This is a genomic window from Acinetobacter sp. TG2027 (assembly GCF_000302435.1).
Classification (GTDB): Bacteria; Pseudomonadota; Gammaproteobacteria; order Pseudomonadales; family Moraxellaceae; genus Acinetobacter; species Acinetobacter pittii.
In genome coordinates this window covers 94,444-109,321 of the sequence record NZ_AMJN01000003.1, presented here as the reverse complement: position 1 = coordinate 109,321, position 14,878 = coordinate 94,444, and the positions used below count along the sequence as shown (strand labels likewise).

General features: G+C 39.0%; 17 protein-coding genes, 3 tRNA genes, 1 pseudogene and 1 riboswitch. Of the genes and pseudogenes, 12 read left to right on the top strand and 9 right to left on the bottom strand.

Features of this window, described 5'->3' with window-relative positions:
- Nucleotides 1-83: 83 nt before the first annotated feature.
- The 10 genes from B806_RS0101715 to panD all read left to right on the top strand — a co-directional run bounded on the left by B806_RS0101715 (nt 84) and on the right by panD (nt 6,062).
- On the top strand, nt 84-1,793 hold the full coding sequence (locus B806_RS0101715; RefSeq protein WP_005070953.1) for a tetratricopeptide repeat protein: 1,710 nt from the start codon (nt 84-86) through the stop codon (nt 1,791-1,793).
- 4 nt (nt 1,794-1,797) lie between these two features.
- The gene (lolB, locus tag B806_RS0101710) at nt 1,798-2,376 is read left to right on the top strand and encodes a lipoprotein insertase outer membrane protein LolB (protein ID WP_017387241.1); all 579 of its coding nucleotides are present in this window, start codon (nt 1,798-1,800) and stop codon (nt 2,374-2,376) included.
- A gap of 18 nt (nt 2,377-2,394) precedes the next feature.
- Complete coding sequence (gene ispE / locus B806_RS0101705; RefSeq protein ID WP_025466661.1) at nt 2,395-3,228, top strand: 4-(cytidine 5'-diphospho)-2-C-methyl-D-erythritol kinase; 834 nt, start codon at nt 2,395-2,397, stop codon at nt 3,226-3,228.
- Nucleotides 3,227-3,301, top strand: a tRNA-Gln gene (locus B806_RS0101700). Before ispE ends, B806_RS0101700 begins: the two co-directional genes overlap by 2 nt.
- Nucleotides 3,302-3,327: 26 nt before the next feature.
- Nucleotides 3,328-3,402: transfer RNA gene (locus B806_RS0101695), tRNA-Gln, on the top strand.
- 91 nt (nt 3,403-3,493) lie between these two features.
- Nucleotides 3,494-3,568: transfer RNA gene (locus B806_RS0101690), tRNA-Gln, on the top strand.
- Between the two features lie 36 nt (nt 3,569-3,604).
- Nucleotides 3,605-4,555 (top strand): ribose-phosphate pyrophosphokinase, encoded by a 951-nt coding sequence (locus B806_RS0101685; protein ID WP_002120445.1) that lies wholly within the window; start codon nt 3,605-3,607, stop codon nt 4,553-4,555.
- Between the two features lie 96 nt (nt 4,556-4,651).
- Nucleotides 4,652-4,948 carry a 50S ribosomal protein L25 gene (gene rplY, locus B806_RS0101680; RefSeq protein ID WP_017387240.1) on the top strand — a complete coding sequence of 99 codons (297 nt, stop codon included), beginning with the start codon at nt 4,652-4,654 and terminating at the stop codon, nt 4,946-4,948.
- 20 nt (nt 4,949-4,968) lie between these two features.
- Nucleotides 4,969-5,550, top strand: a complete 582-nt coding sequence (gene pth, locus B806_RS0101675; protein WP_002120328.1) for an aminoacyl-tRNA hydrolase — start codon at nt 4,969-4,971, stop codon at nt 5,548-5,550.
- Nucleotides 5,551-5,681: 131 nt separating this feature from the next.
- Nucleotides 5,682-6,062: an aspartate 1-decarboxylase gene (gene panD / locus B806_RS0101670; RefSeq protein WP_002120296.1), complete on the top strand. Its 381-nt coding sequence runs from the start codon at nt 5,682-5,684 to the stop codon at nt 6,060-6,062.
- A 45-nt stretch (nt 6,063-6,107) separates the two neighbouring features.
- Here the strand turns inward: panD and B806_RS0101665 are convergent.
- Both B806_RS0101665 and B806_RS0101660 read right to left on the bottom strand, forming a co-directional pair.
- Nucleotides 6,108-6,668, bottom strand: a pseudogene (locus B806_RS0101665) (GDYXXLXY domain-containing protein).
- A complete protein-coding gene (locus B806_RS0101660; RefSeq protein WP_017402530.1) occupies nt 6,665-8,449 on the bottom strand; it encodes a DUF2157 domain-containing protein in 1,785 nt (594 codons plus the stop codon). Before B806_RS0101660 ends, B806_RS0101665 begins: the two are co-directional and overlap by 4 nt.
- A 176-nt stretch (nt 8,450-8,625) precedes the next feature.
- A riboswitch (FMN riboswitch) is annotated at nt 8,626-8,776 on the top strand.
- Nucleotides 8,777-8,866: 90 nt separating this feature from the next.
- Between B806_RS0101660 and ribB the strand changes: the two genes are divergently transcribed.
- Entirely contained in the window at nt 8,867-9,526 is a 660-nt protein-coding gene (ribB, locus tag B806_RS0101655) for a 3,4-dihydroxy-2-butanone-4-phosphate synthase (RefSeq protein WP_005070969.1), read from the top strand.
- A 58-nt stretch (nt 9,527-9,584) separates the two neighbouring features.
- Here ribB and B806_RS0101650 read toward each other — a convergent pair whose 3' ends face one another.
- Nucleotides 9,585-10,259: an HAD-IA family hydrolase gene (locus B806_RS0101650; protein ID WP_017402529.1), complete on the bottom strand. Its 675-nt coding sequence runs from the start codon at nt 10,257-10,259 to the stop codon at nt 9,585-9,587.
- A gap of 97 nt (nt 10,260-10,356) precedes the next feature.
- Here B806_RS0101650 and B806_RS0101645 point away from each other — a divergent pair, with 97 nt between their 5' ends.
- Nucleotides 10,357-11,124: a hydroxymethylpyrimidine/phosphomethylpyrimidine kinase gene (locus B806_RS0101645; protein WP_016144494.1), complete on the top strand. Its 768-nt coding sequence runs from the start codon at nt 10,357-10,359 to the stop codon at nt 11,122-11,124.
- Between the two features lie 44 nt (nt 11,125-11,168).
- On the opposite strand, the gene lysM is transcribed toward B806_RS0101645, so the two are convergent.
- The 6 genes from lysM to B806_RS0101615 all read right to left on the bottom strand — a co-directional run bounded on the left by lysM (nt 11,169) and on the right by B806_RS0101615 (nt 14,839).
- On the bottom strand, nt 11,169-11,642 hold the full coding sequence (lysM, locus tag B806_RS0101640) for a peptidoglycan-binding protein LysM (RefSeq protein WP_002120434.1): 474 nt from the start codon (nt 11,640-11,642) through the stop codon (nt 11,169-11,171).
- Between the two features lie 186 nt (nt 11,643-11,828).
- Entirely contained in the window at nt 11,829-12,065 is a 237-nt protein-coding gene (gene acpP, locus B806_RS0101635; RefSeq protein ID WP_001279871.1) for an acyl carrier protein, read from the bottom strand.
- Between the two features lie 84 nt (nt 12,066-12,149).
- Nucleotides 12,150-12,884 (bottom strand): 3-oxoacyl-ACP reductase FabG, encoded by a 735-nt coding sequence (gene fabG / locus B806_RS0101630; RefSeq protein WP_002120395.1) that lies wholly within the window; start codon nt 12,882-12,884, stop codon nt 12,150-12,152.
- Nucleotides 12,881-13,867, bottom strand: coding sequence for an ACP S-malonyltransferase (gene fabD, locus B806_RS0101625; protein ID WP_002120357.1), 987 nt, complete (start codon nt 13,865-13,867; stop codon nt 12,881-12,883). Before fabD ends, fabG begins: the two co-directional genes overlap by 4 nt.
- A 151-nt stretch (nt 13,868-14,018) precedes the next feature.
- Nucleotides 14,019-14,204 (bottom strand): 50S ribosomal protein L32, encoded by a 186-nt coding sequence (gene rpmF / locus B806_RS0101620; protein WP_000290730.1) that lies wholly within the window; start codon nt 14,202-14,204, stop codon nt 14,019-14,021.
- A 74-nt stretch (nt 14,205-14,278) separates the two neighbouring features.
- The gene (locus B806_RS0101615; RefSeq protein WP_002120393.1) at nt 14,279-14,839 is read right to left on the bottom strand and encodes a YceD family protein; all 561 of its coding nucleotides are present in this window, start codon (nt 14,837-14,839) and stop codon (nt 14,279-14,281) included.
- Nucleotides 14,840-14,878 lie beyond the last annotated feature (39 nt).

Genomic DNA, 14,878 nt, shown 5'->3' with positions numbered 1-14,878 from the left:
ATCATCATTTCGCTAAATTTATGCTATTGTGCAACATCGGTGTCATAAAAAGCATTACTTTGGATCAATAAAAATTGCGTCAAATGAATAGCCGTATTAATTTTAACGGTGCTTCGATAAGACAGTATTCTACCACATTCTTGTTGTTAGGTAGCATGTCCTCGTATGTCTATGCACGTCCTGTGCAAGAGACCTATGCCGTGCATTCATTTGATCAGGCACTAGAGCAAACGATGGTCGCTGAATTTGCTCTAGCTTATGACGATATTCCAAACGCTTTGCATAATTACACAGTGCTCGCAATTAAAAGCAACTCTACATCAATTAAGCAGAGAGCTTTAGACGTTGCACTTGAATATAATGATTTACAAGCTGCGTTAAATATTGCTACACACTGGGTAGCTCAAGAACCTAAAGATGTACCAGCTTTATTTTATTTGTCACACATTGCTTTAAAAACGCACGAATATCAGCTTGCTGCTGAGACATTAGATAAAATTTTAAAGATAGATCCCACTGCCGATTTAGAACAAATTTTAGCTAGCATTGCTCCAGAAAATGCGCAAGATCGAGAAGTACTATTAACAGCTTTACGTTCTAGTGCAGAAAAAGACAATCCTTCTATTTTGGCACTCATCGCCAATTTAGAAGCTCAAAATGGCCAATTACAAACTGCGCTAACCAACATTAACAAAGCATTACGTCGACGTCCTAAAGTAACGAGCTTTATTTTAATGAAAGCAAACTTACTTATTGCTCTCAGCGATCAAGAAGGTGCGCTTAAATGGTATGCAAAGTCGAGTCGTAAAAATAAGAAAAATTTAGATATTCGATTAGCTGAAATCCGCTATCTCATACAAATTAACCAATCTCAGCTTGCGTTAGAAAAACTTGAAAAGATTATAGAAACTAACCCTAAAGCTGAAGAAGCCTTATTTATTGCAGGCTTAACAAGTATTGATTTAAAGCAATATGACAAAGCAGAACAATATCTTGTTGACCTACGAAACTCGGCAAAATATCAAAATGAAGCGTATTACTACTTAGCTATTAATGCGGAGCGTAAACAGCATTATGAAACTGCAAAAGCATACTATCGTTTAGTTGATGGCAGTTTATATGTGGTATCTAGACGAAACTTGATCGCAATATATGATAAACAAGAAAATTTACACGATGCTTTACGGTTCCTTACTCAAGAACGAGTAAATTATCCTCAACATGCAAGTTTCTTATATCAAGCCCAAGCTGAAATCTTAAAGAAAATGGGCAATAAAAAAGCTGCACTAAATCTATTAGATGAAGCAATTAAAAACCTACCCGACGACCCAGAACTGATTTATGCGGAAGTTTTATTACTTGATCCATATACGGACCGTGACAAGCTGGACAAAACCTTAAAACAATTATTACAACTTGAGCCCAACAGCCCAACGTATCTAAATGCATATGCTTATACACTGGCACTGCAAAACCGTCGTTTAAAAGAAGCACGTCAGTATGCAGAGCAAGCATTAGAATATGCGCCTGAACAGGCCTCAATTCTTGATACGCTAGGTTATATTGCATTTTTACAGAATGATTATGAAGCTGCGGCGGAAGCCTTAGGCAAAGCGTATGAACTTAGCCATAATATAAATATTGGCGTTCGTTATGCTAAAGCTTTGTATATGCAAGGGTCACTCACGCAATTTAGCGCAGTGTTACAACAACTGAAACAAAAACATGCCAATGATCCACAATTACAACAGCTTGATGCGTTAATTTTACCTACATCTGCAAAAAAGAGTTAAATATATGAGCAAATTTGCCCAACTGTGCACAGCGATCTGTGGATCAAGTGTATTATTTCTAACCGGTTGTCAGCATTTTACTCAACCAAAACCTGCGGTTACCCAACAAGTTCAAGACGAAAAACACTTTAATTTGCAAGGTAAGATTGGGGTTCGTACACCACAGCAAACTGGTAGTGCTTTTTTTACTTGGCTTCAACAGCAAGATAATTTTGATATCGAATTAAGCGGTATTTTAGGCGTGGGAAAAACCCAAATTCAGGGTAAACCGGGCGAAGTAACTTTAAACAGTTCTAAAACAGGACTTATTAGCGCAGCCTCTCCAGAAGAACTTTTAGAGCAAGCAACGGGTTGGCAAGCACCAATTACACACTTAACGAGCTGGATTTTAGCAAAACCAGCAACGCTAAATGCTCAAATTACTAAAGACGCTGCAAATCGAGTGAGTCAACTGATTGAAGATGGCTGGACAGTTAATTTCAGTTACGATGGTGAACAAACTTTGCCAAACAAACTGGTTTTAAAGCAAGCTCTTGCTGAAGATAAAGAAAACCGTATTACAATGGTCATCCAAAACCGCTAAGTCTAATTATATAAATCTATGATTCGAGTTCCTTCCCCTGCTAAGCTCAACCTGTTTTTACATATTACAGGTCGACGTGAGAATGGTTACCATGAGCTACAAACCATTTTCCAACTGATTGATTTATATGATTGGATGACATTTACACCGACTTTGGGCGAAAAAATCAAAATCGATGGGTTAAGTGAAGTTCGAGCTGAAGAAAACTTGATTTATCGGGCAGCTCAAATACTAAAACCACATGCGAAAAAATTTTGTGGCTTGCACATCAAAATTGAAAAAAATATTCCAATGGGCGCGGGTCTAGGCGGCGGTTCATCTAATGCCGCCACAACGCTTATTGTGTTAAATCAATTATGGGAATGTGGCCTAAAGCAAGAACAACTTGCGGACTACGGTGTAAAGCTCGGTGCTGATGTTCCAATTTTTATTTATGGTAAAAATGCATGGGCTGAAGGCATCGGTGAACATTTATCATTCATAGACTTAGATCAAAAACAGTTCATTATTTTAAAACCTGATTGTTTTATCAGCACTCAATTGCTTTTTTCACAAAAAACATTGACAAGAGACTCTAAGACCACTAAATTTTGCGCCTATCAGTTAGAACCTTCTAATTTTGGAAATAACTTTGAGCCACTGGCTCGGCAGTTATACCCTGAAGTAGAAGAAGCAATGCAATATTTAGATCAATTTGGTCAAGCAAAGCTTACAGGTACAGGTGCTTGTGTTTTTATTGAAGTAACGAATGAAATGAATATTGATGAAATTCTTAAGCATTCACCATGTAAATCTTACTTGGTAAATAGTTTAAAAGAATCTCCTCTTAATCATTTTAAGGTTACACGTTAGGGGCGTCGCCAAGTGGTAAGGCACCGGGTTTTGATCTCGGCATCCGTTGGTTCGAATCCAGCCGCCCCTGCCAACCTCACCTGTAATGATGATTATATTAGGGGCGTCGCCAAGTGGTAAGGCACCGGGTTTTGATCTCGGCATCCGTTGGTTCGAATCCAGCCGCCCCTGCCATTCTCTTATTTTAAAGACAGACTTAATTGCTATGCTTTTTGTTGATTAATCTTGACATTGCATTGCAAAAATATTAAAGTTCTGCCGCATTAGGGGCGTCGCCAAGTGGTAAGGCACCGGGTTTTGATCTCGGCATCCGTTGGTTCGAATCCAGCCGCCCCTGCCATCTATTTCATTACATACCAACCGCCAAGGGTGCTTCATGCCCAATCTTGTCGTTTTTAGTGGAAATGCTCATCCACAGTTCGCTCAAAAAGTCGTAAGTCACTTACATATCCCTCTAGGTGCTGCATCAGTCGGTCACTTTTCTGATGGAGAAATTTCAGTAGAAATTACTGAAAATGTTCGTGGTAAAGACGTATTTATCGTTCAGCCTACTTGTGCCCCTACCAATGATAACCTTATGGAAATCTTGGTTATGGCAGATGCTTTGCGTCGTGCAAGTGCTGGTCGTATTACCGCTGTTATCCCTTATTTTGGTTATGCTCGCCAAGACCGTCGTCCACGTTCTGCACGTGTGCCGATTACAGCTAAAGTTGTCGCAGACATGCTTACCACTGTTGGTATTGACCGTGTCGTGATGATCGACTTACATGCTGACCAAATTCAAGGTTTCTTCGATATTCCAGTCGACAACATCTACGGTACTCCTGCTTTGCTTGCTGACTTACGTCAACAACAACATGACAACCTTATGGTGGTTTCTCCTGACGTTGGTGGTGTAGTACGTGCTCGTGCTGTTGCCAAACAGATGGGTGACATCGATTTAGCAATTATTGATAAACGTCGTCAAAAAGCCAATGAGTCGCAAGTTATGCACTTAATTGGTGACGTAAAAGATCGTGATTGCGTTATCGTAGACGATATGGTCGATACTGCTGGTACATTGTGTAAAGCAGCTGATGCGCTTAAGCAATTTGGTGCACGTCGTGTAGTTGCATACGCAACTCACCCTGTACTATCAGGTAAGGCTATTGAAAACTTACGTAATTCAGTTATTGATGAACTGGTTGTAACTGATACCATTCCTCTTTCTGAAGAAGCATTGACCTTAGGCAAGATCCGTCAGGTTTCTGTTGCTAGCATGGTTGCTGAAACGATTCGTCGTATTAATAACGAAGAGTCTATCAGTGCAATGTTCGATAGTTTATAATATTGCAGCTTTTTATAAACCCTAGCCTTGGCTGGGGTTTTCTATCACTAAACTGGTCGCAAGTTTAGTCTTTTAAACTTTAATGAGGATTTACTCATGGCAAACTTCGTATTAAACGCTCAAGCGCGTGCTGAAGACAAACAAGGGAAAGGTGCGAGCCGCCGCCTTCGTCGCGAAGCTTTAATTCCAGCTATCATTTATGGTGGCAACGTTGAGCCTGTAACTGTTACTTTAGAACTTCGTGAGCTTGTAAAAGCTTTAGAAAGCAATGCTTTCTTTGAAGAAGTTGTAGAAATCAAAGTGGGCGACAAAGTTGAAAACGTTAAAATCCAAGCGTTACAACGTCACCCATCTAAAAACACTCCTATGCACGCTGACTTCAAACGCGCATAAGTGTTTAAAGGCGTAGATTAGTGTCAAATATTTCGCTAATTGTTGGTTTGGGCAATCCTGGTTCAGAATATGCCCAAACCCGCCATAATGCAGGTTTTTGGTTCATTGAACAGCTTGCTGACAAATATGGCATTACATTAAAAAATGATCCGAAATTTCACGGAATCAGTGGACGTGGTAATATAGAAGGACACGATGTCCGTCTACTTCTACCCACTACATTTATGAACCGTTCTGGACAAAGTGTAGTTCCATTTGCAAAATTTTATCAAATTGCTCCCGAAGCAATTTTGATTGCTCATGATGAACTTGACATGAACCCTGGTGTAATTCGTCTTAAAACAGGCGGTGGACACGGTGGTCATAACGGTTTACGTGACATTGTCCCTCATATTGGTCCAAATTTTCACCGTTTACGTATTGGTATCGGACATCCTGGCTCGAAAGAGAAAGTTTCAGGTCACGTACTTGGAAAAGCACCAAGTAGTGAACAAAGTCTGATGGATGCAGCAATTGATCATGCCCTTTCTAAAGTGAAGCTACTTGTTCAAGGACAAGTTCCACAGGCCATGAATCAAATTAATGCATATAAACCCACTTAAATTGTTGAACAATCATGCTTGCTATCTTGCTTTTTTAGGAGCAAAATGCGCATCAGCCACTTTGCCAACCGCAAAAGCTAAAGATTTCACCATAAGATCTACATCTTAGGTCTACTCAGGAGACGCTAGCCATGCTATCTCGTTTATTAAAATGCAAAATTCACCGTGCAGTTGTAACCCATGCTGAACTTCACTATGAAGGTTCTTGTGCAATTGATGGCGTATTGATGGACTTAGCTGGTATTCGTGAATATGAAGAAATTCATGTTTGGAATGTAACCAATGGCAAACGCTTCACAACTTATGCGATTCGTGGTGAAGATAATTCTGGAATTATTTCAGTAAACGGCGGTGCTGCACATCAAGCAGACGTTGGCGATTTAGTAATTATTGCTACATTTGGTGATTTTACTGAAGCTGAAGCAAATATTCATAAACCACGTTTGGTATATGCTAATCCAAATAATACAGTCAACCACACAGCGAATTGCATTCCTGTTCAAGTTGCCTAATTTATTTTAAGAATAAAAAGCCTGCATTGACGGGCTTTTATTATTTTATAAGTCCTTAATAGTTCCTTCCCACCAGTTCTTTTGTTTTTCACAATTTAATGGTTGAAACTGCTCTCCTCGTAATTCGAACAATATCGCCTCTCCTTCAGGATTTACCTTAAATTCAGCATATTTGGCTTTTTCATAACATTGAGCCAAGCCTTCTGCAAACAAGAAACTGCGCGAGGCAGGATATAAAGCCTGCAAACGATTTTCAGGATTTTTTAAAATTAACCTCTGCCCAGCAAATGAATTATTGATATCTAAAATGGTACGAACTACGCGATTTTATGAATCCAAAATAACTTTTGCGGGAACGGAAGAGCGATTAAAAATCACCTGTTCCAGAGCCTCACCTTCACTTCCTGCAAGAGCTTTAAGAGATTGTAAATGTAATTCATAAGCCAGTGCCATATAGTCACCTTGTAAAATTGAACGTGGATCAACTGGCTTAAGCTCAATGAAAATACTTTTACTATGGTGCAAATGCCATTCGTTTTTCGCCACTAAACCTGCAAAAAATAATAGGGTGATAACGGCAAGAATAAGAGAAAAATACTTTTTCATTCTTTCTCTCCTTTAACAAGATCATTTTTATTTTCACGTTGAAGTAACCAAGACAGAGCCAACAAAACAATGCCTGAAATAAAAATAGATGCACTCTTAGCTAGAAAAGTTATTTGTAGGTTGTAATAGAGCTGCCAGAACACAAAAACGAATACAGTTAAGCTCACTCCATACACAAGATAATCTTTCTTTTTTAATGCCCACGTTAAAATAATAAGTAGGATGAAAATTTCAAAATATCCCAACACAATAAGGAACACACCAAATATTAAAAAGGCGCAAAAAGTGAGTGCCTTAAGTTGTCGATATAAATGAAGAACACTAAAGCAAAGTAACCAGACAACAGGTAGCAAATATAAAACCCATAACAGCTGATCTATCGAATTTTCTGGTACCAACCCCATAAAAGTATTGAAAAAAGAAGCTACAAGAATTACGACCAGTCCGCATAAAAAAATACTACGCTCATATAGGGCTATTGATTCCCTCTTAGGTAAGAGCACCAAACTAAAAACCAAGTAACTGAGCAAAGTTAAATTTAAATAAGTCTGAGTAGAATCTATTGACCACAATGAATGGTCCAGTTGTAGCAAATAGATAAAAGCTATGCCATACGTAGCAAGCATTTGAATTAAAATGAAGAACCAATGCGGTTTAAGAAAATAACTAATACATAGAATAAAAATCTGTGCAATTAAAACCCATAGAATTTGATCTGTTTCTGAACCAAGATGAAACAAGAAAGCGGTCTGCCCACTGATAAACAAACAATAGGCAAATTGCCGAAAGAAATAGCTTTGTGATTTCTTTAAAAGAATAAACGCCAATCCAACAAAAACAACTCCAATAACTAAAGAAATAGCTTCCCAAAACACCAGCGTAAAAGCTGCAAGTGCCAAGCCAGCAAGCCAAGCACCAATTGCCAATGGAATGATATAAAAGCGGCTTTGACGAAAAATTTTTATTAAAAGATAGCTAATCAGCGCAAACCAAATAAAAATAATGCCTGCAATCAATAAAAATATGAACTCATTAGAGTCTTTAAATAGGTTATTAATCCCATCTACAAGCCATATCGTTGCAGTCACACCAAGAACAGCAGCCATTAAACTGGCACATAACTGATCGTCTTTTTTGAAGAAATAATAAAAAGCGATTATTCCTGAAAAGAAGGCAGAAATTAGATAAGGAATATTCTCATTCGATAAATATTGAATTATTCCAATAATCGAAATAACGGCGAACCAAGCGATAAAGACAAACCTTAAAGCACGATATTTCTTTATACATACCCAAAACTCAATAAGGCTTAATAGATTTAGAGCGATTAAATATAAATAAGGAAACTTTTCAGACCAGAAAGTCTGTTTAAAAAATAAAAAAAGTGTGAGTTGGCTGGTAATAAAAATTAAAGCAAAGATTCCAATATTCGGCCGATATAACCACGGTAATAAAAGCAATGTCCAAATTAAAAAAAGCAAATAACTGTCTGCACCAGTTTGATAAACCTGTCCAATAACAGCCAAGCTTAAACCTATCATCAAACCACTAACGCTATGTAAGGTCTGCCTAACCCCATCACTTAATGTATCTTTTATGCTGAGCCAAGCTGTAACAACTAATATAACGGGCGGGATCGCGAGTTGAATACTGTTTGGAAGCATAAACCAGTTGGCAGCAATTAAATACAGAATACTTACCGCTATAAATACATAACTGAAAATATGGAGATGCTGAATAAACGAGCTATTGGTCAGAGGATAATAGTCTCTTATCTGCATGAAACACCTATTTTATTTATAATTTTCTATAAAAAACATAGCATTCCATTTTCATATCAACAAGTAAGCTCTTGTTAAAAAGCCTATTTCGATTTATGAAAATGCTTATTCATAAAGAAACTTAGCATTCTATAAAAGCATCTAGCCAATTTTATCAAGCGCGCTATAATAAAACCCATCGCTTCAGGGCGGGGTGTAATTCCCCACCGGTGGTAGAGTTAATTTTTATAAATAGATTAACAAGCCCACGAGCTTAAATTGTGTAATTTGAGCAGATTTGGTGAAACTCCAAAGCCGACGGTATAGTCCGGATGAAAGAAGACGACGAACTGGGATAAATCCGTTTTATTTCAGTGCCAGCCTGTTTTTACATCAGTCCTGAAATGTTCAACCGTATTTTTACGAGAGCGTTTCATTATGTCTAGCTTAATTCAACCAGAACTTTTTTTCTCAGCCCTCTCTCCTGCTGAGCAACGCATTCAACAAGCATTAGAAGATATCCGTCAAGGCAAGCCTGTCTTGGTTATGGACGACTTTGATCGCGAAAATGAAGCAGATTTAATTGTTGCAGCCGAAACTTTAACGGTAGAAACAATGGCACGTATGATTCGTGATGGTTCAGGGATTGTATGTTTATGCCTTACAGAAGAGCTAGCAGATCATCTAGAACTCCCTCCAATGGTTTCTCAAAACTCAAGCCAGTTTCATACCGCTTTTACAGTGACCATTGAGGCAGCTCAAGGCGTTACCACTGGTGTTTCTGCTAAAGACCGTGTAACAACTATTCAAACTGCTATTAAAGATGGCGCTGTTGCAAGTGACTTAAATCGTCCGGGTCACGTTTTCCCATTACGTGCACGTAATGGTGGAGTCCTTACTCGTCGAGGTCATACCGAGGGAACAATTGATCTAGCAAGACTAGCCGGGCTTAAACCCGCTGGCGTATTATGTGAATTAACCAATCCAGATGGCACGATGGCATCGGGCATTCAAGTTTTAGCATATGCTCAAACTCATCACTTAACGGTGATTACGATTGAAGAACTTGTTCAATACCGCCAGCAACACGGTATTTAAATAAAAAAGGTTTGGCTTTAGATCAAAGCCAAACCTTCAAATCAAAATTTAATAATATTTAAGAAACTTTCTTTTGTGCTGCCAGTTCTTCAACATAGTCCAAAAGCTCAGAAAACTGCTTAATCATTGCTTTTGGCTGTGCTTGAGCAAGTTCCTCTGCTGTTCCGTAACCATAAGTCACCGCTACCGCATCAATACCGTTATGACGAGCACCCAAAACGTCATATTGGCGGTCACCGACCATTAAACACTCTTCTGGGTTTAATTGCTCATGTTCCAAAATATAATGGATAAGGTCAGCTTTATTAGTCCGCTCACCCGTTAACTCACTCCCATAGATATGTACAAAGTATTGACTTAATTCAAAATGATCCAAGATACGTTTTGCATAAATCGTTGGTTTAGCAGTTGCGACAAATAAACGATATCCTTCTTTTTTTAAAGCGCTAAGCGTTTTGGCAACAGATGGATACACTTCATTTTCGAACAGGCCAACCACCGAAAAACGCTCGCGATAAGCAAGTAAAGCTTGTTCAGCTAAAGCATCATCTTGAGTAGCTAATAATTTTGCGAGTGATGGCTTTAATGGTGGGCCAATTGTCCAGTCAATATCTAAATCGGCAGCCAATGGATAGCCTAATTTCTCCATTGCATAGCGAATTGAAGTATGGATTCCAACTTTTGGGTCTGTTAAGGTTCCATCTAAATCAATCAAAATATGTTTTATAGCCATTCAATCATTAACCCAGTAAAGTATTTAATTCAATTGGTCGAGAGTTTAATCAAACTCTCTTATACTAACGTAAATTTAAATTGAAAAGGAAATAACCGTGCGTCCAACCGTACTTTGTTTCTCGGGTTTAGACCCTTCAGGTGGTGCAGGTTTACAAGCCGATATCGAAGCAATTGGACAAAGTGGTGCCCATGCAGCAATTGCATGTACTGCCCTCACCATTCAGAACTCACAACAAGTATTTGGCTTCGAAGCAACCTCAAAAGAACTCTTATTAGCACAAGCAAATGCAGTTGTAGGTGACTTACCCATTAAATGTGTTAAGTCAGGCATGCTTGGCACGACAGATAATATTGCGGCACTAGCTGAATTTTTACGTGCTCATCCTGACTATCAATATGTACTTGATCCTGTTTTAGTCGCAAACAGTGGCGGCTCTTTAGGTGATCAGGCAACTCTCGTTAAAGCGTTCGTTGAACTTATTCCTCTAGCCACAATTATTACTCCAAATACCGTTGAATTACGTGCTCTAACAGGTATTACTGATTTAGATCAAGCCACTCAAAAGCTTTTTGAAATGGGTGCTAAAGCTGTTCTAGTGAAAGGTGGACATGAAGATACACCAGATCATATTAAAAATAGTTTATATATCGATGGTGAACTAGCAGCGAGTAGTAGCTGTCCTCGCCTTGAAGGTGAATATCACGGCTCAGGTTGTTCTTTAGCTAGCTTTATCGCTGGCCGTTTAGCTTTAGGTGATTCTTTAAAAATTGCAGTACAGCATGCTGAAACATGGTTATTCGGTGTTTTAAAAAATGCAGACACCCCTGTACCAAACGGACAAAAGATTCCAAAGCGTTTTTAAAAGCACAAAAAAGGCGCTTAAAGCGCCTTTTTTATTAATCTTAATTATTGAGGAATACGTAAAACTTGTCCTGGGAAAATCTCATCAGGATCTTTTAACATTGGTTTATTTGCTTCAAAGATTTTTGGATATTGATTTGCATCGCCGTAAACTTCTTTCGCAATTTTTGAAAGGTTGTCACCTGATTTCACGGTATAAAATTTACTTTCCGGTTCAGGAGTTGCCACTGTCATCTGGTCATCTACTTGAGCCACATGATCAATGTTTCCAACAATAAGAATAATTTTCTCTTTATCTGCTTGGCTTTTTACCTGCCCTTTAATAATTGCGGTATCAGTAGTACCGTTATAGGTTACAGATAAGCCTTCTACCCCTAAGCCCAAACTTTTAATTAAACCTAATAATTTATTTGCAACTTCTTGTGCAGAAGGTTCTGCTGGTGTTGCTGGAGCTGGTTGTGGTTCTGCTGGTGCGGTATTTTTCTTGCCAATACCTTTTACAAAATCAAAAAGACCCATCTTTTAGTCCTCATATTATTGTTTATAGTAAAGTCATTAAACTGACCTTTATTGTTATACTTCAAAAAAGTTATACCTCTGCTATCAATTGAGGTTGATCTTGTAAAAATATGTATCTCTTAAATTTTTTCTAAAATAAAAAAAGCCACCTTACGGTGGCCTTCTTTTTATTCAGCAATATGCGAATTAACCAAGTTTTTTAGTTACATAGTCAATTGCAGATTGAACTGTAGTGATTTCGTTAGAATCTTCATCAGGGATAGTGATGTCGAAGTCGTTTTCGAAAGACATAACAAGTTCAACTAAATCTAAAGAGTCAGCACCTAAGTCATCCATAAAAGATGCTTCGTTTTTAATCTCTTCAGCTTTAAGACCAAGTTGTTCTGCAACCGCTTGTTTAACGCGTTGTTCGATATCGCTCACAGGAATTCTCCTCATTGCTTGTGGCGTTTAATTTGCCACTAGTTTAATTGAATATAAAAATTTTTAAAAGTTTATACATCGGCGTTAGGCCATGTATAAACCACCATTTACATGTAATACCGTACCGGTAATGTAACCTGCTTTATCACTTGCAAGGAAACTCACCGCATTTGCGATATCTTGTGGCTCACCTAAGCGATTTAAAGCCACTTGATCACTCATTTTTTTGCGAATGTCTTCACTAAGTGCATCTGTCATTTCTGTTGCAATAAAACCTGGCGCCACACTGTTTACAGTAATTTGGCGGCTACCCATCTCTTTTGCAAGGCTACGGCTGAATGCTTCAATACCTGCTTTAGCAGCAGAATAGTTCGCTTGGCCTGGGTTTGCAAAGTGAGCTACAACAGAACTGATATTAATAATTCGACCAAAACGTGCCTTCGTCATACCCTTAAGCACACGTTTAGATAAACGATAAACTGCTTTAAGGTGAATGTTGAGAATGTCATCCCAATCATCTTCAGACATACGAAGCAACAAATTGTCTTTCGTAATACCTGCATTGTTAACTAGAACAAGTACAGGACCATAGTTCTGTTCAATATGAGAAACGACTGCTTCAATCTCATCGAGATTACGCACGTCGAGCGCCAAACCTGCACCTTGTTCACCAAAGCTATCACTTAACTTTTGTGCACCAGATTCAGAAGTCGCAGTACCTACAACAAAATAACCGTCTTGAATAAGTTGCTGGGCAATGGCAGCGCCAATACCCCGACTCGCGCCCGTTACTAATGCAACTTTGCGTTCTTGTGTCATGCAATTTTTCCTTCTGCCACTAAAACAGCATTTAGGGCATCTTCCATTTTGCTCTTACTATCAATAGAAAAAGCTTTTTCAATATTTGGTAAACGCTTTGCGAGGTTACTCAATACTGTACCTGGACCACACTCAACAATGTATTGAATACCTTGGTCTTGTAGAGACTGCATGGTACGTGTCCATTGTACTGATTGGTACAATTGTGCAGTTAATGCCTGACGCAATTGAGCAACATCGGTAGCTATTCCCGCGTTGACATTTTGTATTACAGGAATGGTAGGTAGCTCAATGGCAGTTTGTTCCAAAGCTTCTGCAAATTTCTCAGCGGCAGGTTTCATCAACGAACAATGAGAAGGAACTGACACTGGTAAAGCAATTGCTTTAGCTGACTGCTCTTTTGCCAAAGCCATGACTTCTTGTACAGAAGCTGTACTTCCTGCAATCACAACTTGACCTTGTGAATTATAGTTTGCAGCTTCTACAGAACCTTCACCTGATGCACTCACAGTTTGACAAAGTTCAACCACTTTTTCATCAGCCAAACCAAGGATTGCAGCCATAGCCCCCTGACCCTGAGGTACAGCACTTTGCATGAGCTTGCCACGCAAGTTAACTAATTTAACTGCATCCGCCAAGCTCATAGAGCCTGCAGCTACCAATGCACTGTATTCACCTAGTGAATGTCCTGCAAGGTATTTAGGTGCCAGACCACCTAAATCAAGCCATACACGCCATAAAGCGATACTGGCAGTTAATAACACAGGTTGGGTATTTTCTGTTTGGTCGAGACCTTCGCCACTTTGTGCAATATGCCAAAGATCAAATCCAAGAGCATCTGAAGCTTCTGCAAAAGTTTGCCCGACCCCACTAAACTGTTCTGCTAGTTCAGCAAGCATACCGACTTTTTGTGAACCTTGACCAGGAAACACAAATGCAGTTTTTGTGGCTAAAGCTACTTGTTCAAGACGTTTAGCAGACATAAGAAATCCTTTTTTGGGTTTTCACTCATTTCTGGAGCGGAAATTTAACATGTTATTTATATATTTATAATTGCGAAAAACAACAAAAAAAGGGAGCTTTCGCTCCCATTTTTTCTATACTTAAGCATCACGCTTAATGCATATCATGCAATTATTCAGCATCAGCTGCTTTAGCGAATAATTGACGACCACGGTAGAAACCGTCTTTAGTCACGTGGTGACGACGATGAGTTTCACCAGTTGCTTGGTCTACTGTTAATGCATTCTCGGTTAAAGCGTCATGTGAACGGCGCATGTCACGGCGAGAGCGACTTTTACGGTTTTGCTGAACGGCCATGATGGCTCCTTACAAAGATCGAAAAAATGGATCAGAACAAATTCAGTTGTCTTATCTCATAATTATAACACAAATTATGAGTTAAGTTTACCCTTCAAACCTGCCAAAACATCAAACGGATTATCCCGTTTTTCTTCGACAACATTCTGAATGGTAGGTTGATGTTTATGTTCACAAGCATCATGCTTGGGAGATAAAGGCATCAACAATAACAGTTCATCTTCTAGTAATGCGAGTAAGTTAATCGAGGCAGGCGTATCATAATCGCCTTTCGTCGAAGACTCACTTTCACCTAAAACGATGAAATCAGCATCCTCATCCAAGCGCTCTATCAGTGACTCATCATCCACTAATGCAATATGGAAGTCTAAGACAAGAGGCATTTCAACAGGTTCCAAACAACGTTGGCACTCCATTGGAACTTTCGTGTCCATGTGACCGTCCATCCACACAATGCGATGATATGCATCCATTGATAGCTTACAGTCTATGTTGATCAATTGGTTATCAATTGATCCAACAGCTTCACGAGCGATACGAGCAAAGCGAGACAAGGGCAGTTGACCTGACCATGTAAAGCCTTGTTCAGCCCATTTAAACGGCTCAATCTGTGCCGGAAAGGTATTTGCTGACATAATTAAGGCGGCAATTCTACAAATTCATCGGTACTCTGT